Annotated in this window: 24 protein-coding genes and 1 pseudogene; 4 read left to right on the top strand and 21 right to left on the bottom strand. The window is 62.6% G+C overall.

All coding sequences use genetic code 11. From position 1 onward, the window contains the following. Positions 1 to 129: 129 nt before the first annotated feature. The 16 genes from GGQ64_RS14155 to GGQ64_RS14230 form a co-directional block, all read right to left on the bottom strand. Complete coding sequence (locus GGQ64_RS14155) at positions 130 to 1,509, bottom strand: FAD-binding oxidoreductase (protein ID WP_183805302.1); 1,380 nt, start codon at positions 1,507 to 1,509, stop codon at positions 130 to 132. Continuing rightward, positions 1,506 to 1,691 (bottom strand): rhodanese-like domain-containing protein, encoded by a 186-nt coding sequence (locus GGQ64_RS14160; protein ID WP_183805304.1) that lies wholly within the window; start codon positions 1,689 to 1,691, stop codon positions 1,506 to 1,508. The genes GGQ64_RS14155 and GGQ64_RS14160 overlap by 4 nt, the downstream gene beginning before the upstream one ends. A 105-nt stretch (positions 1,692 to 1,796) precedes the next feature. Beyond that, positions 1,797 to 2,399: a DsbA family protein gene (locus GGQ64_RS14165; protein WP_183805474.1), complete on the bottom strand. Its 603-nt coding sequence runs from the start codon at positions 2,397 to 2,399 to the stop codon at positions 1,797 to 1,799. Further along, a complete protein-coding gene (locus GGQ64_RS14170; protein ID WP_183805306.1) occupies positions 2,399 to 2,971 on the bottom strand; it encodes a TetR/AcrR family transcriptional regulator in 573 nt (190 codons plus the stop codon). The genes GGQ64_RS14165 and GGQ64_RS14170 overlap by 1 nt, the downstream gene beginning before the upstream one ends. 74 nt (positions 2,972 to 3,045) lie before the next feature. Then, on the bottom strand, positions 3,046 to 4,050 hold the full coding sequence (locus GGQ64_RS14175) for a ketopantoate reductase family protein (protein WP_183805308.1): 1,005 nt from the start codon (positions 4,048 to 4,050) through the stop codon (positions 3,046 to 3,048). A 10-nt stretch (positions 4,051 to 4,060) separates the two neighbouring features. Then, on the bottom strand, positions 4,061 to 5,149 hold the full coding sequence (locus GGQ64_RS14180; protein ID WP_183805310.1) for an ABC transporter substrate-binding protein: 1,089 nt from the start codon (positions 5,147 to 5,149) through the stop codon (positions 4,061 to 4,063). A gap of 29 nt (positions 5,150 to 5,178) precedes the next feature. Further along, positions 5,179 to 5,994 carry an ABC transporter ATP-binding protein gene (locus GGQ64_RS14185; RefSeq protein ID WP_183805312.1) on the bottom strand — a complete coding sequence of 272 codons (816 nt, stop codon included), beginning with the start codon at positions 5,992 to 5,994 and terminating at the stop codon, positions 5,179 to 5,181. A 4-nt stretch (positions 5,995 to 5,998) separates the two neighbouring features. After that, positions 5,999 to 6,808 carry an ABC transporter permease gene (locus GGQ64_RS14190; protein WP_183805314.1) on the bottom strand — a complete coding sequence of 270 codons (810 nt, stop codon included), beginning with the start codon at positions 6,806 to 6,808 and terminating at the stop codon, positions 5,999 to 6,001. Between the two features lie 10 nt (positions 6,809 to 6,818). Continuing rightward, positions 6,819 to 7,697, bottom strand: coding sequence for a fumarylacetoacetate hydrolase family protein (locus GGQ64_RS14195; RefSeq protein WP_183805316.1), 879 nt, complete (start codon positions 7,695 to 7,697; stop codon positions 6,819 to 6,821). 28 nt (positions 7,698 to 7,725) lie between these two features. Then, positions 7,726 to 8,922, bottom strand: coding sequence for an acyl-CoA dehydrogenase family protein (locus GGQ64_RS14200; RefSeq protein WP_183805318.1), 1,197 nt, complete (start codon positions 8,920 to 8,922; stop codon positions 7,726 to 7,728). Between the two features lie 38 nt (positions 8,923 to 8,960). Beyond that, positions 8,961 to 10,046, bottom strand: a complete 1,086-nt coding sequence (locus tag GGQ64_RS14205; RefSeq protein WP_183805320.1) for an LLM class flavin-dependent oxidoreductase — start codon at positions 10,044 to 10,046, stop codon at positions 8,961 to 8,963. Between the two features lie 244 nt (positions 10,047 to 10,290). Next, positions 10,291 to 11,640, bottom strand: a complete 1,350-nt coding sequence (locus GGQ64_RS14210; protein ID WP_183805322.1) for an O-acetylhomoserine aminocarboxypropyltransferase/cysteine synthase family protein — start codon at positions 11,638 to 11,640, stop codon at positions 10,291 to 10,293. A gap of 26 nt (positions 11,641 to 11,666) precedes the next feature. Further along, the gene (locus GGQ64_RS14215) at positions 11,667 to 11,963 is read right to left on the bottom strand and encodes a hypothetical protein (protein WP_183805324.1); all 297 of its coding nucleotides are present in this window, start codon (positions 11,961 to 11,963) and stop codon (positions 11,667 to 11,669) included. After that, positions 11,953 to 12,741, bottom strand: coding sequence for an ABC transporter ATP-binding protein (locus GGQ64_RS14220; RefSeq protein WP_183805326.1), 789 nt, complete (start codon positions 12,739 to 12,741; stop codon positions 11,953 to 11,955). Before GGQ64_RS14220 ends, GGQ64_RS14215 begins: the two co-directional genes overlap by 11 nt. Then, positions 12,741 to 13,742, bottom strand: a complete 1,002-nt coding sequence (locus GGQ64_RS14225) for an ABC transporter permease (protein WP_210300254.1) — start codon at positions 13,740 to 13,742, stop codon at positions 12,741 to 12,743. Before GGQ64_RS14225 ends, GGQ64_RS14220 begins: the two co-directional genes overlap by 1 nt. Positions 13,743 to 13,746: 4 nt before the next feature. Further along, the gene (locus GGQ64_RS14230; protein ID WP_183805330.1) at positions 13,747 to 14,781 is read right to left on the bottom strand and encodes an ABC transporter substrate-binding protein; all 1,035 of its coding nucleotides are present in this window, start codon (positions 14,779 to 14,781) and stop codon (positions 13,747 to 13,749) included. Between the two features lie 448 nt (positions 14,782 to 15,229). Between GGQ64_RS14230 and GGQ64_RS14240 the strand changes: the two genes are divergently transcribed. Genes GGQ64_RS14240 through GGQ64_RS14250 form a run of 3 tightly spaced genes read left to right on the top strand, consistent with a single transcriptional unit; the run spans position 15,230 to position 18,512 of the window. Further along, entirely contained in the window at positions 15,230 to 16,261 is a 1,032-nt protein-coding gene (locus GGQ64_RS14240) for an amino acid ABC transporter substrate-binding protein (protein WP_183805334.1), read from the top strand. Then, positions 16,261 to 17,460, top strand: coding sequence for an amino acid ABC transporter permease (locus tag GGQ64_RS14245; protein WP_183805336.1), 1,200 nt, complete (start codon positions 16,261 to 16,263; stop codon positions 17,458 to 17,460). The genes GGQ64_RS14240 and GGQ64_RS14245 overlap by 1 nt, the downstream gene beginning before the upstream one ends. After that, positions 17,457 to 18,512: an amino acid ABC transporter permease gene (locus GGQ64_RS14250; protein WP_183805338.1), complete on the top strand. Its 1,056-nt coding sequence runs from the start codon at positions 17,457 to 17,459 to the stop codon at positions 18,510 to 18,512. The genes GGQ64_RS14245 and GGQ64_RS14250 overlap by 4 nt, the downstream gene beginning before the upstream one ends. 142 nt (positions 18,513 to 18,654) lie before the next feature. Here GGQ64_RS14250 and GGQ64_RS14255 read toward each other — a convergent pair whose 3' ends face one another. Continuing rightward, positions 18,655 to 19,695, bottom strand: a complete 1,041-nt coding sequence (locus tag GGQ64_RS14255; RefSeq protein ID WP_183805340.1) for an isopenicillin N synthase family dioxygenase — start codon at positions 19,693 to 19,695, stop codon at positions 18,655 to 18,657. Between the two features lie 193 nt (positions 19,696 to 19,888). Next, positions 19,889 to 20,191, bottom strand: coding sequence for a hypothetical protein (locus GGQ64_RS14260; RefSeq protein WP_183805486.1), 303 nt, complete (start codon positions 20,189 to 20,191; stop codon positions 19,889 to 19,891). 129 nt (positions 20,192 to 20,320) lie between these two features. Here GGQ64_RS14260 and GGQ64_RS14265 point away from each other — a divergent pair. Next, positions 20,321 to 20,764, top strand: a pseudogene (locus GGQ64_RS14265) (IS5 family transposase); the annotation flags it as partial. 27 nt (positions 20,765 to 20,791) lie between these two features. Here GGQ64_RS14265 and GGQ64_RS14270 read toward each other — a convergent pair. The 3 genes from GGQ64_RS14270 to GGQ64_RS14280 are packed head-to-tail and all read right to left on the bottom strand — an operon-like array spanning position 20,792 to position 23,473. Beyond that, positions 20,792 to 21,562, bottom strand: a complete 771-nt coding sequence (locus GGQ64_RS14270; protein ID WP_183805478.1) for an ABC transporter ATP-binding protein — start codon at positions 21,560 to 21,562, stop codon at positions 20,792 to 20,794. A 13-nt stretch (positions 21,563 to 21,575) separates the two neighbouring features. Beyond that, the gene (locus GGQ64_RS14275) at positions 21,576 to 22,568 is read right to left on the bottom strand and encodes an ABC transporter substrate-binding protein (RefSeq protein WP_183805342.1); all 993 of its coding nucleotides are present in this window, start codon (positions 22,566 to 22,568) and stop codon (positions 21,576 to 21,578) included. A 44-nt stretch (positions 22,569 to 22,612) separates the two neighbouring features. Next, positions 22,613 to 23,473, bottom strand: coding sequence for an ABC transporter permease (locus tag GGQ64_RS14280; RefSeq protein WP_183805480.1), 861 nt, complete (start codon positions 23,471 to 23,473; stop codon positions 22,613 to 22,615). Positions 23,474 to 23,588 lie beyond the last annotated feature (115 nt).

The raw sequence follows: 23,588 nt of genomic DNA on the forward strand, positions 1-23,588 counted from the left end.
CTTTCTATTTTCCACTATTTTTATAGATTATATTTTCTTGAAGAGCCGGCTTGAAAACAGTGGTGTTTGAAGCGGAGAAAATCGGCAGGCAGGGAGCGGCCTACCTGCCGCGCCCAGTCATGCTTTCTGTCACGCCTGTCCGACGATTTTGCCTGGATTGAGGATGCCTTTAGGATCGACGGCATGCTTCAGCAGTGCCATGAGATCGACGGCATCGCCGTGTTCCTCGCGCAGATAAGCCATCTTGCCGATGCCCACACCGTGTTCGCCGGTGCAGGTGCCGCCGACGGAAATGGCTTTGTGGACCATCTTCTTGTTGAGCCGTGCAACCTCCGCCAGTTCTTCCGCATTACCCGGGTCGACTGCAAAGACCACATGGAAGTTGCCATCGCCGACATGGCCCAAAATGGCTGCCGGCACTTGGCAACCCTTCAGGATTTCGCGGGCATGGAGGATGCAGTTGCCGAGCTCTGAGACCGGCACGCAGACATCGGATGACCAGCCCTTTGCGCCCGGCCGCTGGGAAACAACCGCATAAAATGCGTTGTGACGCGCCTTCCACAGGCGATTTCTGTCCTCCGGCGACGTCGCCCACTCGAAATTCCGCCCGCCTGCGTCCGTAACGACTTCGCCGACGAGTCGGACATGCTCTTCAACGCTGCCGGGAGAGCCGTGGAATTCGAAGGCCAGTTTGTCATCCACTGTCAGATCGAGGCCGGAATAGCGGTTGACGGCCGAGATCAAGCCACGATCCATCAGTTCCATGCGTGCGACGGGGACTCCGAGCTGGACGATCGCGGTTGCCGCCTCCACCGCCTGCCCGACATCGTCGAACGAACAAAGGGCAACTGAGATGCTTTCCGGAATGCCATAGAGCCGAAGCGTTACCTCGGTGATGATCCCGAGCGTTCCTTCCGATCCCACGAAAAGCCGTGTCAGATCGTATCCCGCCGAGGATTTCCTCGCTCGCCCGCCCGTATGGATGACCTGGCCGGTCGGCAACACGACCGTCAGTGCCAGGACGTTCTCCCGCATCGTGCCGTAGCGGACGGCATTCGTCCCCGAGGCGCGCGTGGCGGCCATGCCGCCGATCGAAGCGTTCGCACCCGGATCGATCGGAAAGAAAAGCCCCTGGTCGCGGAGGTGGCTGTTGAGCGCTTCGCGCGTGACTCCGGCCTGAACCGTGCAGTCGAGATCGGATGGACTGACCCTCGTCACCCGGTTCATCCGTGACAGGTCGAGCGAAATGCCGCCCCGCAGGGCAATGAGATGCCCTTCGAGCGACGTACCCGCGCCATAGGCGATAACGGGGATATCATGAGCGGCGCAAAGCCCGACAACGAAGGAAACCTCTTCGGTGCTTTCCGCATAGACCACCCCGTCCGGAATGACGCCGGTATGGTGCGATTCCCCATGGCCGTGCTGCTCGCGCACCGCGACCGCGGTGGAAAACCGGTCGGTGAAGCGGGCTGACAGCGCGTCCAGGAATGCGGCAGGAAGCACGCTCATGCCTTGGCCTCCCCATCGCTCGCCAATCCGGTCTCGACCGGAGTTTCATCCTCCAGGCCCCGCGCCTCCGGCTGGACGCTCGGCATGGTGAAGCTGCCATCCAGAACGATCAGGTCAGAACCATCGAGATGGGATGCAAGCCAGTCCGTCTTGACCAGCGGGCCTGGTATTTGAAGAGGCACGGATCTCATCTCCTGCAAAGAAGTCATGAAGCGACGAGCCGTCGCCTTGGGCGCCAAACGGATCGCGGTTGAGTGAATATGATCGGCGCAAAAGGCCCTTGCCGATCAGGCCGGCACCCTGGACCGTTCCAGATGGCGTTCGAGAAACGGAAGGCTGTCCTGTCCCCAGTACAGCTCGTTGTCGAAGTGGAATGTCGGCAATCCGAAGACGCCGCGTTCCACGGCCTCGGCATAGTTTGCTTTCCATGCTGCGGCGATATCGCTCTTCGCAGCCCTGCCCTCCAGCCTGGCAGCATCGAAGCCAGCCGCTTCGAGCACCGACCTGCGCACCGCCGCATCGCCGATGTCCAGGCCCTTTTCCCACAGGGCAGCCTGCAGGACTTTCGCCAGTTCGGCCCAGACTCCGCCGTCGACAATCTCACCGAGAACAAGAAATCCGGCCGGCGTGGGATCGGACAGGCTGCCGCGGCCTTCGAGCTTCAATGTCTTGCCGCGAAACTCCGCCCAGCGGCGAAGGTCGGTGAACCAGTAGGCGCGGCGCGCCTCCGGCCGGTTGCGGGAATAGATCGCGCCGTTTTCCTCGATGAGCGGGATGAGCACAGGGCGGATTGCCACACCAAATCGCTGCGAAAGGTCCAGGAGCGGGTCGAGACCGATATAGGACCAGGGCGAACCGATCCCGAAGTAGTAGTCGATGACAGGCATGATCAGTTGATTCCGCTTGAGTTGCGCTGTGACCAGTCGAAGACGTCAAGAGCGGCGTCCTTGGCGGCGAGGACCGCTGACGGGTCGCGATTGACCGCGACCGTCGCCAGCGCTCCCTCGTAAAGCAGCGCCAGATGGGCAGCCGGGCCCGGCGCGGTCACGCCGGCGCTTTCCAGTATCCGCACAAAAATGTTCCGGACCGAACGCTTGTGTTCACGGGCGATCGTCACGACCCGTTCGGATTCGCCATGTTCGGCCACCGCCAGCGCAAAGGCGCAGCCGCGGAATTCCGGGCTGTCCGCCTTGTCGTGAAGCCGCTCGAAAATGGTGTGGACCTGATCGCGCGGCGCGGCTACGGCCGTCAGCACGTCCTCAAGCGAACGCAGCACACGCACATGGCGGTCGCTCAGATAGGCAGCGACGAGATGTTCCTTCGACGCGAAATGTCGATAGAGCGTGGCCTTGGCCACGCCCGCCTCCTCGATAATGCGATCCACGCCCACCGTGCGGATGCCCTCCGTGTAGAACAAGGTGCCCGCAACATTCAGTATTTCGTCTCGTATGGAGGCTTTCATCAATTCTACCGCTGGTCGGTTCCACTTGAATTATCTGGCGAGGCCCCGGCACCGCCGGGACCTCGCATGTCGTCTTACGCGGCAAGCGGGCTTTCCCGCACAATGGTACGCACCTCGGCAAGCGAGATCGAGCCAGGCTGCCCTCCCGTCAAGACCAATCTGGCCGCCGCTTCCTGCACCGCCTGGTTCCACGGCGTCTCGATGCCATGGATACGGCCGAGCTGGACGATCTCGCCATTGAGATAATCGATCTCGTTGGGAACGCCGCGCGCAAAGCTTTGCCAGGTCGATTGCTGGCCGGACTTGATACCGCTGTCGGGCGCAGCGCCCCAGCCAGCCACGCTGACCTGGCGCTCGGACGGTTGGGCGATCTCGTAGCCGGCCGCGCTGAGCACGCGCGTCGCCTCCTGCGACAACGTCTCGCCTATCGAGGCGACATCCTCGGCACTGCCCTCGAAGACTTCCAGCGCGTTCTTGACGTTGTAGACCAGCTTGGCGGCCTTCCAGCGCGTGATGTCGGAGCGGGCCTCGGCGAGATAATTCGCCTTGACCAGATCACCGGCAATGGCCCTGCCCAGGTCGTCCAGGCCACTCGGATAAATGCCGAGCGTGACGACGCCGACCTGGGGCGAACCGCCGGCGACGACGGTGCCGACCTCGGTGAAGCGGGCTGGTGTCAGGATGCTCGCGCCATAGACACGGGCAAAGCGCCGGCTTGCCACGGCCTCGGCGGCGAGGCCGTTCTGCAGCGTCACGAGCGGCAGCGCAAAGCCTGCGGTCTCCAGCTTGTCTGCCACCGGACGGCGCGCCCAGAATGCCGTGGCGTCCTCGACGTCCTGCGCCTTGACGGCGAGAACGAGAACGTCGTCGGCCTTGAGTTCCGGCGGATCGGCCGTATCGAAGGCGTTGAGCCGGATCTGCTGCGTGCCGGTCGGCCGCTGGTAGGTCAGCCCGTGCTCGCGGATATGACGGATCTGCGCGCCGCGTCCAACAAGCGCATAGGCGATGCCGGCGCTTTCGAACTGGGCCGCAAGGCTTGCGCCGACAGCGCCGGCACCGATGATGATATAGCGTGTCATAATGTCGTCCTCACTCGCTGGCCAGAGACTGCTTGAGATTGTCCTCGAACTTCGTCGCCTTCAATGCGTCCGTGATCGTGTCGGTATAGCGATTATCATAGGCCAGCGACGTGTCGACCTGCTTGCCGATCGCGCCGAAATCATAGGTGACCGCGGCAATGCTGCGGGCCTCGTCGATACGCGCCTCGTCGATCGGCTGGGGCAGCACGCGGGTATAGGACCAGATGAAATCGGCGTTCTGCGGCGTCAGCTTGCGCACCTTGACCAGCGCTTCCTTGGCTTCCTTCGGATGCGTGTTGTACCAGTTCTGGTATTCGACATAACGGTGAACCAGATCGCGGATCGCCGCGTCCTTGGCCGGGTCGGCAAGCGAGCCGGAATTGGCGATCAGGCCACCGGGGCTGCCGGGGCCGACGTCACCGCTCTTGGCGATCACCCGTGCGCCGCCGGCGACGGCCGTGGCATAGGAGTCGATCGCGCCGGACACCAGGTCCACTTCGCCATGCAGAAGGGCGAGCGCACCGGCCTCGTTGTTCAGCGTCACCGGAACGACGTCCTTCGGCGTCAGGCCGAGGTGCTTCAGGCTCTGGAGGTAAAGCAGGAAGTTGGTGGCGCCCGGCGAGGAGGCCCAGCGCTTGCCGCGCACCGCATCGGCGGTCAGCTCGGTGATGCCTGAGGCCTTCGACGCCACAGTCACGAAGCGTTCGTGGTTCACCGTGTCGGCTGTCGCCGCGACGACGATGGACTTGTAGGGCACGGTCTCCTTGGTCCAGTCGGGATTGGCGGCGGCCTGGGCCTGGATGGCGGTGAACTGCGCGAAATAGCTGACATCGACCCGGCCGGCGGCAAGTGCTGTCGCATTCTCGACGGCGTTCGGGAAGGTTGCGAATTCGATTTTGTAGGGTGCGTCCTTCCAGATGCCGGATGCATCCCATCCCGGCTGCAATTCCGTTCCGTTCTGGCCGACGACCAGCGTCAACTGCTGTGCCTGGGCGGCCGGGCCTGCAACGACGGCCATCCCCAGGGCGGTCACGCCCAGTGCCAGCACGCTGCCGAAGCGGAAGTCGCCGCTATGCGTTGCCGTCTCGAGTATCTTCATTTCCGATCTCCTTGATGTTCCGTTGACGATTATTGGATTTGCGCGCCTGTCGAGACGCCGAGCTCGGACAAAAGCCGGTGTTTCAGGTGGTTGACGTCCTCGGCGGCGTCTTCCTGCGCCTTGCGATTGCGCACCAGCGCTGGAGAGACGTCGATATCGAGGGAGAAACGTCCGTCCTTCAGCACCAGGATCCGGTCTGCGAGAAGGATGGCTTCGTCCACGTCATGGGTGACGATCAGGACGGCCGGCTTGTGCTCCGCCCACAGGGCTTCGACCAGCGCATGCATTCGGATGCGGGTCAGTGCGTCGAGCGCTGCGAATGGCTCGTCGAGGAGAAGCAGCGCCGGCGCCCGTACCAGCGCGCGGGCCAACGCCACGCGTTGTGCCTCGCCGCCGGAAAGATGTTTCGGCCAGGAATTGGCCTTTGCAGCCAGCCCGACCTCGGCCAACGCCTTCTCCGCCACGGCTCGGGCATTGCGCCCGAAGCGTGTGCCGAGCAGCACGTTGCGCCACGCCCGCCGAAAAGGCAGGAGCCGGTGCTCCTGGAAGACGACGGAACGGTTCGGCGCAACACGCAGGTCCCCTTCGTTGGCTTGGTCCAGGCCGGCGAGGATGCGCAGCAACGTCGTTTTGCCGGAGCCGGACGCCCCGAGCAGGGCGACAAACTCACCTTGACGGAGCGTCAGATCGACCTTGTCGAGGATGGTCTGGGTTCCGAATTTCTTGGCGACGCCTGTGAAGTGCACGACCGGTTCGCGCCTGTCTGCTGCCAGGAACTCGCTGACGAGCGCAGGTTCACCATCGTCGTTGGCCACAAGCTGCCGGGGATTGGTTGCCACGTTCATGTGCTTATCTCCAGGGTAGGGCCGATTTCTCGATGAGGCGCATCACCAGGTCGATCACGATGCCAAGGGCCGCGTAGATCAGGACGCAGGCGACGACCATGTCGATGCGCATCGCCCCGCTTGCGACGAAGATGAGGTAGCCGATCCCCGCACGGCTGTTGGTCTGCTCGGCGACGATGAGGGCAAGCAGCGAGATGCCCATCGAATACCGCACCCCCACCAGCACGCTCGGAAGGGCGGCGGGTAGCAGCACCTGGAACGTGATCTGCAACGGCGAGAGGCCGAAGGTGCGCGCCGCCTCGACAAGCCGGCTGTCGACATTGCGCACGCCGGCATAGGTGTTGAGATAGGCCGGGAACACGCAGGCGAGCGTGATCAGGATGATCTTCGGCTCCTCGCCGATCCCGAACCAGATGATGAACAGCGGCACCAGCGCGATGAACGGCACAAGTCGGACGATCTGGAAGGTGGAATCGAAGATCTCCTCGGCGAACCGGGACAGGCCGTTGATAAGGCCGAAGGCGATGCCGATGAGAAGGCCGAGGAAAAGTCCGGCGCCGGCCCGCGCCAGCGAGGCCGGCATGGCCGCCTGCAGATCGCCCGTGTCGAAAAGTTCGACAAACGTCCGCGCGACTTCGGTCGGCGATGGCAGCGTCTGCGACTGGATCAGTCCGGTCGCACTGCCGGTCTGCCAGGCGGCAAGCGCTGCGACTGGCAACAGGAACCGCACGACGTTGCGGGGGGCGTACCAGCGCAGCGGGACAAGCTCCCGCTGCGGCGTGGTTTCGAGCGTCTGCAGGACGACCGTGCTCATCGTATCAGGCTCAGGCGGCCGCGGCACGGGCGACGGAGACCGCCACCGAATGCTGCTCGCCCAGCCCGCGGACCGTGGCGCGGATCTTGTCGCCGGCCTTCAGCGCAAGCTTTTCGGCTTCGTGCAGGCGATGCGGGCTGCCGGTCAGGATCACGTCGCCCGGCAGGAGCCGCAGCTTGCGCGACAGGCGGGCGACCAGCTCCGGCACGGCGAAGATCAGGTCGTTGGTGTTGCCGCGCTGGACCGGCGTGCCGTTGATGTCGAGCTCGATGTCGAGATTGCCGAGATCGCCGGCCTCGTCGAGCGATACCACCTGCGGGCCGATCGGCGTGAAGGCGGCAAGCGACTTCGACGGGTTCAGATAGTTGGCCCCGGGGCCGCCATCGAGCTTCGGGATCTTGACGACCGAAGCGGGATCCATCAGGTCCTGGGCGACGGCCGCGCCCGCCAGATGGCTCAATGCCTCGGATTCCGAGATGTGGAAGGCTTCGCGCTTGATCACCACGGCGAGTTCCGCCTCGGTCAGCACCACGTCGCTCGGCAGCGGGATTTCGTCATAGGGGCCGGCGAGCGAGGTGAAGAACTTGGCAAAAACGCCCGGCTCGGTCGGGGTCTTCAGGCCCGAGTGGAGAACGTGCGAATGGTAGTTCAGGCCGACGCCGATGATCTGGCGCGGTGCCGATACCGGCGAGCCGACGCGGCCACCCTGAGGCAGCGTCTCTTCCGCCGAGCGGGTGGCCGAGTTGGCCCATTCGACGAAGGCGTCCCACTCTCCATAGATTGCCTGCGGGTCGGCGGCAAAACGTCCGTCGCTGGCGCGGGCGACATCAAGGATGCCATCGCCAAGAATGAGCTTGAGACGGCCGGAATCGTTGAGAATGCGGGTCATGGATAGGTCTCCTTGTTGAGTGGCGATTTTAGATACTGGGGTTGTGGCGCCGCAGGCTCTCGGTGCCGGCGGTGAGAAGGACGGAATCTTCCTGCGGTGAATGGATGCGCGAGCAGAGCACGTCGCGGAAATGCCGTTCGAGCGGGTTGTTCCGAGATAGCCCGGGATTGCCGAGCGTCTTGAGCGCCGTTTCGACGGCCGTTATCAGCGAGGCGGAAATCAGCGTCTTGGCCGCAGTGACGGTGGCAAATGCAGTTTCGTCGTCCGCGTCCATCCGTTCGGCAAAATGGTAGAGCAGGGATTCGGCCTGGATGATGCTGAGTTCGATCCGGCCGGCCGCCGAGCGGATATGTTCGGTCGTTGCGATCGACCTGCCGAGGTTCGCCGGAACCCTTTGATGCGCAAAGCGGGCAAAGGCCTCCTGCGCCGCCCTCGCAACGCCGAGATAAAGCGACTGGATGAGCAGCACGGCCGGCGCGACGGAGCGGGCGTCCTGCTTGGTTTCCGCGGTGATAACCTCGGGATTGACGATGTGGTCGTGGGGTACCAGAACCTGATCATAAACGATGTCGTGGCTCTGGGTTGCTCTCAGGCCCAGATGATCCCAGGTAGGAATGATGCTGATGCCGGCCGAGGAGGCAGGTACAAGGAATTCCGCGACGCGCGGCTCGGCCTCGTCGGTCACGGCCCAGGGCAGATGATAGCTGAGGCCGGTAGAGCCGGTGCAGAACATTTTCCGTCCGCACAGAACCCAACCTTCGCGGCTGTAGCGCGCCCTGGTCGCAGGAAGCCCGCCGCGGGCAGGCGCGCCGAGATCCGGCTCCGCCCGCAAGGGATTGATCAAGGTCGGCCGATCGAGCGATTCCGACAGGATTTTCTCGTAGAGGTGAGGAGCGACCGAGCGCCAGGACCCGCTTGCCTGACCGGCATGAAACTGCAGGTTCATCAGCACGATCAGCGCCGCCGACGGATCGCCGCGGCCGATCGAGGAAACGAGACGCACCAGATCGGCGATGCCGAAGGGCGTCCCGCCATGTTCCGGCCGGACGCTTGCTGTCAGAAGGCCCGCCTGATGGAGCAGGTCGATCGCTTCGGACGGAAAGGTACCTTCCGCGTCATGGACGGGCGCATACCCGGCGATCCTCCGGACGATGTCGTCAAGACGAGCGAGGTCGATCGGGCGCACGCTGGGCGTGGCCCAGGCAGTGGGCTTCAGGTTTGGCATATGGATCTACTATCTTGAAGAGTGGTTGAAGCCGGGCGCTATTCGGCGGCGACGCCCGGCAGGTCCAGGCCGCGTTTTGCCAGCCCCTCCCTCACCAGCGGCAAAACGTAGCGGCCATAGTCGATCGCGTCATAGAGGTTGTCGTAACCGCGGATCGAGATGAGGTCGGCACCGAGATCCACGTAGTCGAGAATGACGCGGGCCACGGTCTCGGGGCTGCCGACCAACGCGGTCGAGGCGCCTCGTGCATTGGTAGCCGCGACCGGCGCAAACCACAGCGCCTTGTCATGGACCTCAGCCTTCGACGCGAAATCGAGAAGGCGTTGCGAACCGATGTTCTGCGGCTGCGGCTTGGAACCGCCGCCATTGTGCTTGTTGAGATTGTCCAGGATGCGATGCGCCCTTGCCCATGCCAGTTCATCGGTCTCGGCGATGATCGGGCGGAAAGTCACCCAGATGCGCGGTTTCTCGGCGCGACCGGCTTTTGCGGCCTCGCCATGCACCCTGTCGATCTGCTGGCGGGTTTCCGCAAGCGGCTCTCCCCAGAGGCCGAAGATGTCCGCCTGCCCGCCGATCCGGAAAGCATCGGCGGAAGAGCCGCCGACCGAGACGGGGATGGCCGCCTGCGCCGGACGAACGGCGCTGCGAAAACCCTTGAACTGGTAGAACCTGCCGTCGAAATCGAAGGGTTCCTTTTCCTTCCAGATGCGCTTGAGAATGGCGATGTACTCCTCCAGACGGGCGTAACGCTCCTCCTTGGTCAGGAAATCGCCTTCCTTGGCCTGTTCCTCGTCGCTACCGCCGGCGATGAAATGCACGACGACACGGCCGTTCGACAACTGGTCGAGGGTCGCAAGCGCCTTGGCCGCCACCGTCGGATAGATCGTGTTGGGGCGAAGCGCGATGATCAGTTTAAGGCGGGAGGTGACGGCCGCAATGGTCGCGCCGATGGTGAAATTGTCAAAGGAAGAAGAATCGTAGGGGATCAACGTGTAATTGAAGCCGGCATCTTCCAATGCGCGGGCGTAGCGGACGAGATATTTCGGATCGACAGGCGCGCCCGGAATCGGTGCTATGTCGGTGGACTCGTTTGGATACGTAATACTGATAAATTCTACGGACATTTCCGATCCCATCTGTTTCCAGAGTTCGATTGCCCCAACCTTATGCTGGAGCATGGAGAAAGAGAATGACCTGTCTTTCTAATTTCTATGATTTTTATAGATTTAATTTTCATAGCGCCTGCTGCGTGAGGCTACTTGAGGCGAGGAGCCCGCGCGGCCGGGCTTGCGACACCCTCTCTTTAAACAGAAGAACCCGGCGCGAGGAAGCACGCCGGGTTGCCGAAAGTCCTCGCCGGACTTTACCTCACGCCAGCCCGATGGCGCGCTCCAGATCGGCAATCAGGTCGTCGGGGTGTTCGAGACCGATGGAAAGGCGCACGTAGCCGGGCGTGACGCCGGTCGCGAGTTGGTCTTCCAGCGAGAGCTGCGAATGGGTCGTCGTCGAGGGATGGATCGCCAGCGACCGGGCGTCGCCGATATTGGCAAGATGGTAGAAGAGCTGAAGGCTGTCGATGAAGCGGCGCCCCGCCTCGCGTCCACCCTTCAGTTCGAAGCCGGCCAGCGCGCCGAAATGGCCGGGCTTGAAGTATCGTTCCGCCCTCTCGCGTGCGGTCCCTTGCTGGAATTTTGGAAAGATCACCCGTTCGACTTTCGGGTGATTCTTGAGGTATTCGGCGACCTTTACCGCATTCTCGTTATGCTGGCGCAAGCGCAGCGGCAGCGTCTCGAGGCCCTGGATGAACTGGAACGCGTTCTGCGGGCTGATCGCCGCGCCAAGATCGCGCAACAGCACGGCGCGGGCGCGTAGGATATAGGGATGGAATGCAATCGCAGCCGCCTTCTCGATCCAGGTCTTGCCCTGATAGCTCGGGTCCGGCTCGTTGAGGTTCGGCTGGCGCGCCGCATACTCGGCCCAGGGAAACGTGCCGCTGTCGACGATCGCCCCGCCAATGGACGTGCCGTGGCCGCCGATGTACTTCGTCGTCGAGTAGACGACGACCGCAGCACCGTGCTCCAGCGGGCGAATGATCAGGGGCGCAGCCGTATTGTCGACGATCAGCGGAACGCCATGGCGGCGGCCGATGGCGGCGACCTCGGCGATGGGGAAAACTTCCAGCTTCGGGTTCGGCAGCGATTCTGCATAGTAGGCGCGGGTGCGCTCGTCCGTCGCTTTCTCGAAGGCTTCCGGATCCGATGCGTCGACGAAGCGGGTCTCGATGCCAAAGCTCTTCAGCGTCGCGGCGAAGAGCGCCCAGGTGCCCCCGTAGAGCCCGGCCGCACTGACGATGTTGTCACCGGCCCGGGCGACATTGAGAATGGCGAAGGCGGAAGCTGCCTGACCGGAGGCGAGCGCCAGCGCGGCCGCGCCTCCTTCGAGTTCGGCAAGCCGCTGCTCGAAGGCATCCTGCGTCGGGTTGGACACGCGTGTGTAGAGATGGCCGGGGGCCTCGAGAGCAAAGAGCTTGTCGGCGCCGTCGGTTCCGGGCAACTGGAAGGAACTCGTCTGGTAGATCGGCACGGCCACCGCACCGCTCGAGGGATCGTAGCGGAAGCTGCCGCCGTGGAGCGCGATCGTCTCGGGATGGCGGCTCTTGAAGGTGGCCGTTCCGGCCGGCACCTGCACGACATCCTCGGGGGACTGATGGATCGTCATGAAACTTCTCCTTGGATGAGGCGCCTTCAGGCGCGCGAGTTGCGGGCGGACAGAAGCACACCCGTTACGAAGACGGCCGAAGCCGCCCAGAAGGCTTCCGGTGCATACCACCGCAGGCCATAGAGATGGTCGTTGGTGCAGAGCGCCTGGGCGAGCGCGCAGAGATCGCTCGCCCCTGCAAGGCATGTGACGGCCTGGCCGACGGTGAGGTAGTCGTTCTCGACGACCTGGCTGAAGATCAGCCACCACCAGCCGAACGAAAGCAGCGCGGAAAAACCGCCGGCGATCGCCACAACCTGATAGGTCCGACCGCTAGACGTCATCCGAGATCCCCAGCTTTTCGAGCAGCGAGCGGCGGAGCGCGACGAGATCGGCGTCGTCCCGCCGTCGCGGATGGGGTTGGCCGACACGCACTTCCGCGACGATCGAGGCGGGACGGTCAGAGAGAACGACCACCCGGTCGGCCAAGAGAAGGGCCTCCTCGACATCGTGCGTGACGAGCAGCGCGGTGAAACCCGCGTTTTTCCAGAGATCGAGAAGCTCGTTCTGCATTCTGAGCCGCGTCAGCGAATCGAGCTTGCCGAAGGGCTCGTCGAGCAGCAGCAGTTTCGGATCGTTGACGAGCGCGCGGGCGAGTGCCGCGCGCTGCGCCATGCCGCCGGACAACTGATGGGGATAGAAATCGGCGAAGCTTTCTAGCTTCACCAGTTTCAAGACTTCACCGATGCGGTGCTCCCGCTCGCGAATGATGCCGCGCGCTTCGAGGCCCGTCGCGACGTTGGCCCGCACGGTACGCAAGGGGAAAAGCGTCGGGTCCTGAAAGACGAGGATGCGGTCCGGGTTCGGGGCCGTGATCGGCCGGCCATCCTCCAGCACCTTGCCGGCCGTCGGCGTCTCCAGCCCGGCGGCAAGCCGCAGAAGCGTTGACTTCCCGCAGCCGGAGGGACCGAGCAGCGCGACGAATTCACCGGGCTCGATGGCCAGACTTACATTGTCGAGGACCTGGAGTTCCTTGCCGTCGAGGCCGTAGCGGTGCGAAACGCCTTCGACATCGAGCGCAATGCTGGCGGAGGAACCGGTTTTGGCAAGAGCGAGAGACATCAGAGAATTCCCTTCTGCCAATTGAGAAGGCGGTCGCGCACGACGAAGAGCAGGCGCACGAGGCCGGCGCAGATCAGCGACATGATGATGAGCGCGGCGTAGACATTGGCGTAGGCCGAATAGGCCGTGTTGAACTGGAGATACCAGCCGAGGCCGAACTTGGCGCCGAGCATCTCCGCCACGACCAGCACCGCGAAGGAGTAATAGAGTCCCATGAACAGGCCGACGAAGACGTTCGGCAGCGAGGCCGGGATCGCCACCTTCAGCACGAGGAAGCGGTTGTCGGCGCCCAGGGTGCGCGCGACATCGTAGTACGACCGGTTCACCTGGCCGACGCCGGAGGCCGTGAGAATTGCGACCGGAATGCCGGACGCAAGCGCCACGAGGAAGATCGAGGCGTGGAAAGTCGTCGGGAAGATGAAGAAGGTGCAGGGAATCCAGGCACTTGCCGGCACCGGCCCGATCAGCTTCAGGAGCGGCATCCCCCAATAGGCGAAGCGCTTCGACCAGCCGAGCGCCACCCCGGCCGCAAACCCGACGAGAACACCCGAGAAGAAGCCGAGGCCCCAAAGCCGGCCCGTATAGGCGATGCAGATCAGCAGGCGGTCCCAGTCCGTCACGTAGACGTGCAGGAGCCCCTGCGGCGGCGAGAAGAAGGGCTTCGGCAGCCAGCCGAGCTTTGCCGTCACCACTTCCCATATGGCGAGCCAGAGGCCCAGCACGATGAACCAGGGGCCGTAGTGCACCAGCGTCCGCCCGACGCTGCCGAGGCGATACACCGTGAAGGAAAGGGCGAGGAAAATGCCCGCGCCAACGAGGATCACGAGCGCAAAGAGCTCCGTCGCCCCCCAGGTGATGACGTCGGGCAGGCCATAGGTAAGCGCCGCCGCAAGAAACCAGGTGCCAGCCGCCAGCAGGCCGTTCCACCAGACACTGTCGATCGGCAGGGCGAACGATCGCCGCCCTGCCCCCTCGAGACCATCTTCAACCGCAGCGCTCATGGGATCACGCAAAGATGTCGATGGTGATGCGGTTTGCGATCTCTTCCGGATCGGTCGAGGCATCAATGACGCCCGTCAGCTTAAGGTCCTCGTAGCCGATCCGCACTTCCTTCAGCAGGTCCTTGCCGAACCAGTGGTCATGATAGGTGAAGGATGCCAGGACTTCGGTCAGGTCCTCCAGCGGCAGGCCGGGTCTCAGCGTGTCGAAATACCACTTCGCCACCTCGTCCGGATGCTTGGACGTGTACTGGTGGATTTCGAGGTTTGCCGCCGCCACGCGCTTGATCGCGTCCTTGTTGGCTTCGTAGTAGTCGCCGTTGACGCCGAGCACACAGCAGACGCGGTCCTGGAACGTGCCGGTCTGGGTATCGGCGACGCGATGGAACCCATGCTGCTTTTCGTAGGAATAGGCCCAGGGATCCATGTGGGCGACAGCGTCCGCCTCGCCCTTCAGCACACCCTCGGCGACGAGATCGAACGGGAAGACCTTCCACGTCACGTCGGTATCCGGGTTGAGGCCGGTCTTGGCGAGCGCGACCGAGAAAGCGACGCGCGAAGGCGACATGACGTCGAAGGTTCCGATGGTCTTGCCCTTGAGGTCCGTCAGCGTCTTGATGCCTGAATCCGGCTTGACAAGCACGCTCTGGCAACCGCCGTGCGAACCGGCGAAGAGGCGCACGTCGAAACCCTGCTCGATCGGCTTCAGCCAGTCGTACAGCAGGCCCGGACCTGCCTCCGCCTTGCGGGTGGCGAGCGCCTGGATCAGGGTCTGGCCGCTGGCCCCCTGATAAAAGAGTTCGACCTCGAGGCCGTGCTTTGCATAGATGCCCTTGGCAAGGCCGAAGCCGACCGGCGAATGGCAGGCCGCCACCTCGGTCCATTCCAGCTTGATGGGAATGAGGTTGCCGGCAATGGCATAGCGCGTGGACCGCGCGCCGATCACGCCGGCCGCGGCTGCGGCCGCCGTCACGCCCGCTGCCTCGATCAGGCCGCGCCGCGAGACGCCTTTCGAGAAAATGGTTTCGGATTGTTGGCTCATCGGATGTCCCCTCGCAACTGAGGTATCCAGCCTATCAAAAATACACCTAGTTGATAGATTTTATGAATTATATCTCTTCGGCGTTGAGGAATTTTGTTCCTGCGCAGAGGCATCCGGCGGATTGGCGTCCTCTGGCCCTGCGCCGCGTGACCCCGGCGACGCCCCGATGCGGCACCATTCAAGTCAACCCGGGAAATCCATTTGCGCAGCCCGCACGCCGGCAGGGCCATTGGGACGTTCTCCTTGCAGGCAACGCTCCTTCACCGATTGATACATGGCGCCCCGGCACCGCCGCCGGGAAGCAATTTCCCTTCTCAGTGCACAAATTGGGACATCCATTTCTTAAATACACTATTTTTATAGATAATATAGATGAACCTTCCGCCAGCGAGCCGAAACGGTCCATCCGGCGGAAGACCACCTTTTTTGAAAATGGGGACATTTCAACATGATAGTGCAAAAAATCTTCCAGCGGGCAGTCAAGGCGACGGTGGCGGCCACCTTCCTCGCCACCACGATGCTTTCAGGAACAGCCCATGCCGGACCGACGCTCGACAAGATCAACCAGCGCGGCACCATCAAGGTCGGCGTCGGCACGACGCCCGGCTTCTTCGCGCCGGACAGCGACGGCAAGTGGCAGGGCTTCTTCATCGATTTCGGCCGCGCCCTTTCCATTGCCGTCTTCGGAACCCCCGACAAGGTGGAGTTCACCTCTTCCTCGCCGCAGCAGCGCCTTCCCGCCCTCCAGAGCGGCGAATTCGACGTCCTGCTGTCCGGAGTGACGGTCACCGCCACCCGCGCCTTCAAGCTCGGCTTCCACTTCGGCCCGACGGTCTTCTATGACGGCCAGGGCATTCTCGTGCGCAAGGATCTCGGCGTGACGAAGGCCGCCGATCTCGATGGCGCGACCATCGGCGCGCAGAGCGGCACCACGGGCGAACTCAACGTCGCCGACTTCTTCCGCAAGACGGGCAAGAATTTCACGCCGGTCACCATCGAGGATACCGGACAGTTCATCGACGCGCTGGAATCGGGCCGGGTCGACGCGATCACGCAGGATTCCTCCGACCTCGTCGGCAAGCGCACTCAGCTGAAGAACCCGGACGACTACGTGCTTCTGCCCGAGCGCCTTTCCAAGGAACCGCTCGCACCGGCAATCGCCGGGGGCGACGACCGGTGGCTGGAGCTCGTAAACTGGACGGTGAACGCGACGATCCAGGCCGAGGAATGGGGCATCACCTCGGCAAACGTCGATACATTCCTCGACTCGGACGATCCGGCCATCCAGCGCTTCCTCGGCGAAGATCCGTCCTTCGCCCAGGAACTGGGGCTCGACCCGAAGTGGGCCTACAACATCATCAAGACTGTCGGCAATTATGGCGAGATCTACGAGCGCAACCTGAAGCCGCTCGGTTGGGAACGCGGCTACAACAGCCTGTGGACCGATGGCGGTCTGCTTTATTCGCCGCCGTTCCGTTGATGTCTGACAGACGCGTATTCCATGCCATCGTGCCAGGCCCTCCGAGGCCCGGCACGATCGGGAAAGTTCGCGCCTGGTGGGGCGGCTGGCCGATCGGCCAGTTCGCCTTTCTGGCCGCATGCGCACTTCTGGGCTGGCTGTTCATCCAGAGTGTGCTCGAAACCATGGCACGGGTCGGCATCCTGCCCGGTTTCGGTTTCCTGACCGGTTCCGCGAATTTCGAGATCGGCGAGAGCCCGATCGCCTTCCGCGCCGGCGACACCTATCTCCGGGCAATCCTCGCGGGGCTTCTCAATACACTCAAGGTTTCCCTGCTCGGCTGTGTCCTGGCCACAATTCTCGGCGTTGCCGTCGGCATTGCCAGCCTTTCACGCAACCTGCTGCTTTCCGGGCTCGTGCGCTGGTTCATCGAGATCACCCGCAACACGCCGCTGCTGCTCCAGCTTTTCTTCTGGATGTCGCTGGCAAAGGCCCTGCCCGCGCCGCGCCAGGCCTCCGCTCTCTTCGGTACAGTCTTCCTCACCAACCGCGGCATCTACACGCCAGCGCTGGCCCTGGAGGGCGGTCCGCTCGGCCTGCCGGCAGCCCTGGCGCTTGCAAGCCTCGCAGGCGGCGTCCTTGTTCTGGCGCTCCGCTTCTCACGCCGCCTGACGCGCCGAACCGGCGTCGCGGCGGTCGTGTTCACCTTCGCCGCAACCCTCTGCCTCCTTTTTCTCTCCGGCGCCCGGCCCGTTGCCGAGGTGCCGGCGCTCGCCGGTTTCAACATCCGCGGCGGTCTCAATCTCTCGCCGGAATTCGCCGCCCTCCTCACCGGCCTCGTCGTGAAATTCTCCGCGCTCATCGCGGAGATCGTGCGGGCGGGCATCCAGTCCGTCGGCACCGGCCAATGGGAGGCGGCGCGGGCGCTGGGCCTGCACGACGGCCAGATCATCCGTCTCGTCGTGCTGCCGCAGGCGTTGCGGGTCATCACGCCGCTGACGACGTCGAGCTATCTCGACCTCACCAAGGATTCCAGCCTCGCCGTCGCCATTGGCTTTCCCGACTTCGTCAGCATCATCAATACGACAGCCAACACGACCGGCCAGTCCATGGAAGCGCTGCTTATCCTGATCGGCACCTTCCTCGCGATTAACCTTTCCCTTTCCGCCCTGATGAACGCCTACAACAACCGCGTCGCGCTGCGGGGAAGCGTACGATGACGGCCGCCACCCGCACCCTCACGGCGCTGCGCACCGGCCTGCTCGGCTCCCGGGCAAACACGCTGATCACCGTCGCGACGCTGCTGCTGCTGTATCTGGTCGTGCCACCGCTCCTCCGCTGGGCGGTGCTCGACGCCACCTTCACCGGTGATGCCGGCGCCTGCTCCCGGGACGGCGCCTGCTGGGCCTTCGTCGCGGCCAAGCTGCGCTTCATCCTGTTCGCCTTCTACCCGCCCGATCTGCAATGGCGGCCGTCGCTCGTCATCCTCCTGCTTGCGGCGATCCTGTCGGCAAGCGCCCTGCCCCGCTTCTGGGGCCGTCCGCTCCTTCTCGCCTGGCCGCTGACGATCCTTGCCTGCTGGTTGCTGATGCAGGGCGCCTTCACATCCACGCCGATCCCCTCGAACCAATGGGGCGGACTGCCGGTGACGCTCTTCGTCTGGGCCGTCTGCTTTGCCGCTGCCACGCCGATTGCCGTGCTGCTGGCGCTGGCCCGCCGCTCGACGCTCGGGGGCCTGCGCACCTTCTCCGTCCTCTATATCGAACTGATGCGCGGCACGCCGATGGTCGCCATCCTCTATGTCGCCATGCTGATCCTGCCGATGGCACTGCCGGACGGCCTCTCCATCGACAAGATGCTGCGCGCGATCGTCATGGTAACGCTGTTCTGGGCAGCCTACATCGCCGAGGTCATCCGCGCGGGGCTCCAGGCCATTCCCAACGGACAGGCGGAGGCGGCGACTTCGCTCGGCCTCGGCTACTGGAAGACGCAGCGCCTCGTCATCCTGCCGCAAGCCTTCCGCGTCGTCATTCCGGGCATGGTCAATCTCGCGATCGGCTTTCTGCTGGCGACATCCCTGCTTGCCGTCATCGGCATCTTCGACCTTCTCAATGCCGCCCGCGCCGCAGCCGCGGATCCAAAATGGCTGGGCTTCTACAACGAGGCCTACATCGTCGTCGCCGTCGTCTATTTCGTCATCTGCTTCGGAGCCTCCCGCTACAGCCAGTGGCTGGAGCGGCGGCTGGCCGCCGGCAGGCGCCAGGCGTGGTGACAGAATACGTTCTGTCAGCTTGAAATGGAAAATGCGGGCGGACCTGGGAGGTCGTCCGCCCGCGTCGGCGTCCCGCAAATGTCGAAACGCCGTGACTGCCCGGCCCAGATCGGGCCGATGATAGGTTTTGCGCGGGTCAGGATCAGGCCTTGGATGGCTTTTCCAGAAGATGCAGCAGGTCCGGATGATGCTTCGCCGCCACATCCGGGTGGGAGCGCAGACGGCTCTTCAGGTGGTTGATGCCGACTTCGCGAAAGATGGGGTTGAGCGGATCGACCGTCACGCCGCGTTCGCCACGTTTCAGCTCCTCCGGCAACGGAATGACAGGGATGGCCGCGTCATAGCGCGCGCCGAGGAAGAAGGCGACGGAGAAGCGTTCCGTACCCGCGGGCGGGGTGACGACGTCGTGCACGTCGGCCCGCACGAAACCGTTCGTCGCAAGCTCCAGAAGCTCCCCGCTGTTGACGACGAAGGTCCCCGGCACCGGCGGAGCCTCGATCCAGACGCCGTCCTCGGTACGGATCCGAAGGCCCGGCGTCGTATCCTGAAGGAGAACCGTGACGAAACCGCCGTCCTTGTGTGCCCCGACGCCCTGGTCGCTGCCGGCGGCATCGCGACCGGGATAGCGGATGATCTTCAAAAGCTGCGAGGGCGACGGCTCATAGATCTCGGCAAAGGCGCCTTCCGGCTGGCCGAGCGAAAGCGCGATGGCCTTCAGCACGTCGATGCCGACGCGGGTGACTTCCGCCTGGTAGCGCAGCAGCAGCGCCTTCAACTCCGGCAGGGCCTCCGGCCACTGGTTCGGACCGTAGAGGCGGTTCCAGGGCGTATCCGGCCCGCTCTCGACCGGCGTGCCTTCGGTGTTGATGTCGAGCTGCTCGCGCCAATCCTGCTCGCCGCGGGTCCGCTCGTAACCGGCGCGGTTGTAGCCGCGAAAATGCGACGATTTCACCATTTCGATCGACAGCTTGTCCGCCTCGGCCAAGGCGAAGAACCGTTTGGAGGCGGCCAGCACGTCCTCGATCAGGCTCTGCGGGACGCCATGGCCGACGAGGTAGAAGAAGCCGTGATCGTGCAGAACGCGGGTCAGCTCCCTGATGAATTCCTCACGCTCGGCGGGGCTTCCATAGAAGCGGGAAAAATCGACGGTCGGCAAGTGGAGAGGCCTAGTATGGATCGTCATGCGGTGGTCCTCGAAAGAAGGGTTCAGACGGGCGGCGCGTCACCCGATGATTTCTGCTGTCGGCGCCCCGGTCGCGACGAAGGTTGAGGCGCCACCCAGACCGGATGCAGGATGAGCCATGACGTCGCAAAGCCAGTGATCGAAACAAGAGTTAGCAAAGCCTATGGCCTACTAAAACTATAGGCAAAGAAAATTATTCCATGTTTGAACCAATAAGAGCATTGTTGATTTCGTCGTGCTTCACGGAGATTTCATGGTGGGCCTGGGGCGGGGCTTGCCGGTCGATTTTCACCTTATCGAGCGTGCGACGATTGAGAAGTCCGATCAAAGGATCTTGGTTGCACACCGCTGACCCCAGCAGCTTTTGAGCACCGAGCGACAATGAGCGAATGACGCTCGGAGCCGGATCACGACTACGGGCCAGAATCTTGAAGATCACCGAGGCCGAGCAGACGCGATGATCGAGCGCCTCCTGGCAGGCGGCATCGACAGCCACCAGACCCGCGCAAACATCATTCGGCTGTGGCAAAGCCGGCATAGGGGAACGGGTGCTCGAGGCGCTGACGGCAGACCGCGATAACCAGTATCTGATGATCGATAGTGCGATCGTTCGTGCCCATCAGCAGGCGGCATCCGGAAAAGGGGGGCCAAGGATCAGGCGCTGGGGCGTTCCCGAGGTGGACTGACCACCAAGATCCACATGCTCGCCGATGCGCTGGGTCGACCGCTGCGCTTCATCGTGACCGCCGGCCAGGTCGGAGACATCACGCAAGCCCCGGCTCTTCTGGAAAGGCAGAGCGGAGATGCCGTTCTGGCGGATAAAGCCTATGACAGCAATGCCTTGCGTGAGACGATTGCCGACATGGGAGCAGAGGCGGTGATCCCGTCAAACCGCACGCGCAAGATCATCATCCCGCACGATGAAGTCGCCTACAAACATCGCAATCGCATCGAACGCTGCTTCAACCGGATGAAGCATTTCCGCCGCTTCGCCACGCGCTACGACCGCAGGACCATTCACTTCGAAGGCTTCATCCACATCGCCGCCGCTATGATCTGGTTACGCTGAATGTCGATCCGGCCTAGTCCCTCGACGTCAGTGCAAACCAAATTCCCGTAACAAATCTTCTCGGTATTTGACGAACCTCGGTTCGCTGCGATCGCGCGGGCGCGGTAGATCGATGTCGAGAAAGCGAATCGCACCGCCCCTTTCTTTCGGCAGGACGAGAACCCGGTCGCCCAGATAGACGGCCTCCTCCAGATCGTGTGTGACAACGACCATTGTCACCCTCTCTTCGCTCCAGATGCGAGTGAGTTCCTCTTGCATGGTGATCTTTGTCATCGCATCGAGCGCACCGAGGGGCTCGTCCAACAGCAATATCTCGGGCTGCACTGTCAGAGCCCGCGCAATCCCGACACGCTGCGCCATTCCGCCCGACAATTGCTTAGGATAGGCATCACCGAAATCGCCGAGGCCTACCAGCGAAATATATCGCCGTGCCCACTCTTCCGCCTGTTTTCGAGGTTCGCCTCGAACCTCGAGACCGAACGCCACGTTACCAAGAACCGTCAGCCAGGGCAGAAGCCTGGGTTCCTGGAAAATGACGGCGCGTTCCCTGCCGACGCCAGTGATAGATCTGCCGTCGATCTGAACATCTCCGCCATCAGCGGCCTCAAGCCCCGCGAGCACACGCAAAAGCGTGGTCTTGCCTGATCCACTCGCTCCAACGATCGTCAGGCACTCGCCCGGCCGTATATCGAGATTAAACCCCTTCAGTACGGTCAAGGCTTTCTGGTTGATTGTGAAGGTCTTGGTCAGGTCTCGAACCGTGACCTGACCCCTTACATTATCTGAAGCAAGCGTCATCATAGCACCGCGTTCACTGAGTGCTGCTATCGCGCTTGTAGAGGATGCTTTCGGCCTGATACTTGCCTTTCGGCAGAGCACCTTCCCGTTCCAGAACCTCTATCCAGAAATCGACGTCCCGTGCGGTCGGAGTTGCAGCCGGCCGGAGCCCAAATCCCGCCCAGAACTGTGCGATTTCCTTGTTCTCCCCTCTTCGCTCAAGAACTTCGGCAAGCTTTGCCTTTGCATCTTCCGGATTTTCTCTCGCCCAGTCAGCGGCGCGGCCGGATTGCTCCACAAAGACCCTGACGGCGTCTGGGTGGGCATTGATGAAGTCGCGTTTCAGAACGACAAAACCGCCTGCGATTTCCCCAAGAATATCAGTATCCGTGAAGATCGCCCGCACGCCGCCATTCTTGCGTAACTGACCGTCGAACGTGGCTTGCCAATGCCCGACGGCGGCAATGTCGACTTGCTTCGAACGGAGCGTCTGCTCGAGTTGCGGTCCGGGAACCGTCACCAATTGCACCTCGTTCTGCTGCTTGCCTTGCTTGTAAAGCGCCTCGCGCACCACATAATCCAGATGAGCACCCAGCGTGTTCACAGCGATTGTCTTTCCGGCAATATCGTTCACCGATGTAATCGGACTGTCCTCAAGCACATAGAAGGTGCCTCTCGTCGTCTCGTTGATTCCGTTTCCGGGAAAGACGCCGACGAAGTCATTTCCGCTCGCAATCGCGTTGAGCACTGCCGGCGTAGCGGCACTCCCCACGTCGATGCTGCCTGATGCCACTCCAAACAGGCTTTGAGGGCCGCCCTGCGAATATCCGAGCGATTCCAGCCGGACATCGGTGCCTTCGAAATAGCCAAGCTCGTTGGCAAGTTCGAAAGCCTCGATGCCGCCATTCGTCGAGAGATGGCGGAAGGTGACTTTTTCGCCTGCCTGGGCCGATAGCGGCGTGACCGCCGAAAGTCCTGCCATCACGATAAAGCTCAGTGTAAGCGAACGGAAGGATAACGATCTCATCAAGGTCTCCATCAAGGAAAGGAAGCAAAACTGGGAGAATGTGGTCAATTCGATACTTCGCTCCATTGGCATAACCTCTTCTGAAGCAGGACCAGCGCGTAATTCACGATCAAACCAAGCAGGGCGAGCAGGAAGATTGCTGCAAACATCAACGGAATTTGGAAATTGTACTGCGCATTCATGACCTGAAAGCCGATACCGCTGTTTGCACCAATCATCTCGGAGGCGATCAGGAGGAGAAGCGCCGTCGTTGCAGAAAGTCTTAGTCCAACAAAGATGGAGGGAATGGCTGCCGGTATCACGACGCGGCGAAAGACCGTAAGGCGCGAGGCCCCATAAACGCGGGCCATCTCGATGAGCTTGGGATCGACTTCCTTCACACCGCTGGTCGTGTTCAGCAAGAGCGGGAACAACGTCGCCCAAAAAATGACGAAAACCTTAGACGCCTCGCCTAGCCCCAGCAGCAGGATGAAGACAGGATAAAGTGCGAGTGCTGAAGTCTGCCTGAAAAGCTGAAGGATCGGATCGAGCGCTCGGTCGACGGCGCGAATCTGCCCCATGAACAACCCGATGGGTATCGCTACGACAACAGCTGCGAGGAAGGCGATGCCAGATCGCTGCAGGCTGATCGCGATATCGTCGAGCAGTGCCCCGCCGACAACCCCGTTCCACAGAGCGACCAGTATGGTGTCGAGCGGTGGCAGGACCGCGGAATTGAACCATCCAACGTGGCTCGCAACCTGCCAGAGCAAAAGAAATCCGAGCAAGACACCGTAACGGGACAGGAATCGTCCCACCAGAGAAATTGGATGGTTCAGGATCTCGACGTTTGCGCGGAACGAGCGGCGGAACGAGCGTCTGCCGTCCCCAATCAGGATCGCTTTTTCAGTGTTTTGCAAAGTCATGGTTTGTCCTTTTGGATCAGCGAGACCTTGTTGATCGAGCGCCCCTGCAACCTTTGCGAGCTCCGGATAAAAGTCGAAATTCGTCGCACCGTCGGAAGGAGAACCGGGATGACGC

Origin of the sequence: Mycoplana azooxidifex (assembly GCF_014196765.1) — a bacterium.
GTDB lineage: Bacteria > Pseudomonadota > Alphaproteobacteria > Rhizobiales > Rhizobiaceae > Mycoplana > Mycoplana azooxidifex.

Bases quoted from the DNA above. Each gene is read 5' to 3' on its own strand.
- GGQ64_RS14215 (WP_183805324.1), bottom strand. From the start codon at position 11,963: ATGACGTCTAGCGGTCGGACCTATCAGGTTGTGGCGATCGCCGGCGGT.
- GGQ64_RS14200 (WP_183805318.1), bottom strand. From the start codon at position 8,922: ATGCCAAACCTGAAGCCCACTGCCTGGGCCACGCCCAGCGTGCGCCCG.
- GGQ64_RS14190 (WP_183805314.1), bottom strand. From the start codon at position 6,808: ATGAGCACGGTCGTCCTGCAGACGCTCGAAACCACGCCGCAGCGGGAG.
- GGQ64_RS14180 (WP_183805310.1), bottom strand. From the start codon at position 5,149: ATGAAGATACTCGAGACGGCAACGCATAGCGGCGACTTCCGCTTCGGC.
- GGQ64_RS14230 (WP_183805330.1), bottom strand. From the start codon at position 14,781: ATGAGCCAACAATCCGAAACCATTTTCTCGAAAGGCGTCTCGCGGCGC.
- GGQ64_RS14185 (WP_183805312.1), bottom strand. From the start codon at position 5,994: ATGAACGTGGCAACCAATCCCCGGCAGCTTGTGGCCAACGACGATGGT.
- GGQ64_RS14280 (WP_183805480.1), bottom strand. From the start codon at position 23,473: ATGACTTTGCAAAACACTGAAAAAGCGATCCTGATTGGGGACGGCAGA.
- GGQ64_RS14250 (WP_183805338.1), top strand. From the start codon at position 17,457: ATGACGGCCGCCACCCGCACCCTCACGGCGCTGCGCACCGGCCTGCTC.
- GGQ64_RS14225 (WP_210300254.1), bottom strand. From the start codon at position 13,742: ATGAGCGCTGCGGTTGAAGATGGTCTCGAGGGGGCAGGGCGGCGATCG.
- GGQ64_RS14155 (WP_183805302.1), bottom strand. From the start codon at position 1,509: ATGAGCGTGCTTCCTGCCGCATTCCTGGACGCGCTGTCAGCCCGCTTC.
- GGQ64_RS14195 (WP_183805316.1), bottom strand. From the start codon at position 7,697: ATGACCCGCATTCTCAACGATTCCGGCCGTCTCAAGCTCATTCTTGGC.
- GGQ64_RS14275 (WP_183805342.1), bottom strand. From the start codon at position 22,568: ATGAGATCGTTATCCTTCCGTTCGCTTACACTGAGCTTTATCGTGATG.
- GGQ64_RS14240 (WP_183805334.1), top strand. From the start codon at position 15,230: ATGATAGTGCAAAAAATCTTCCAGCGGGCAGTCAAGGCGACGGTGGCG.
- GGQ64_RS14170 (WP_183805306.1), bottom strand. From the start codon at position 2,971: ATGAAAGCCTCCATACGAGACGAAATACTGAATGTTGCGGGCACCTTG.
- GGQ64_RS14205 (WP_183805320.1), bottom strand. From the start codon at position 10,046: ATGTCCGTAGAATTTATCAGTATTACGTATCCAAACGAGTCCACCGAC.
- GGQ64_RS14175 (WP_183805308.1), bottom strand. From the start codon at position 4,050: ATGACACGCTATATCATCATCGGTGCCGGCGCTGTCGGCGCAAGCCTT.
- GGQ64_RS14220 (WP_183805326.1), bottom strand. From the start codon at position 12,741: ATGTCTCTCGCTCTTGCCAAAACCGGTTCCTCCGCCAGCATTGCGCTC.
- GGQ64_RS14245 (WP_183805336.1), top strand. From the start codon at position 16,261: ATGTCTGACAGACGCGTATTCCATGCCATCGTGCCAGGCCCTCCGAGG.
- GGQ64_RS14270 (WP_183805478.1), bottom strand. From the start codon at position 21,562: ATGACGCTTGCTTCAGATAATGTAAGGGGTCAGGTCACGGTTCGAGAC.
- GGQ64_RS14255 (WP_183805340.1), bottom strand. From the start codon at position 19,695: ATGACGATCCATACTAGGCCTCTCCACTTGCCGACCGTCGATTTTTCC.
- GGQ64_RS14210 (WP_183805322.1), bottom strand. From the start codon at position 11,640: ATGACGATCCATCAGTCCCCCGAGGATGTCGTGCAGGTGCCGGCCGGA.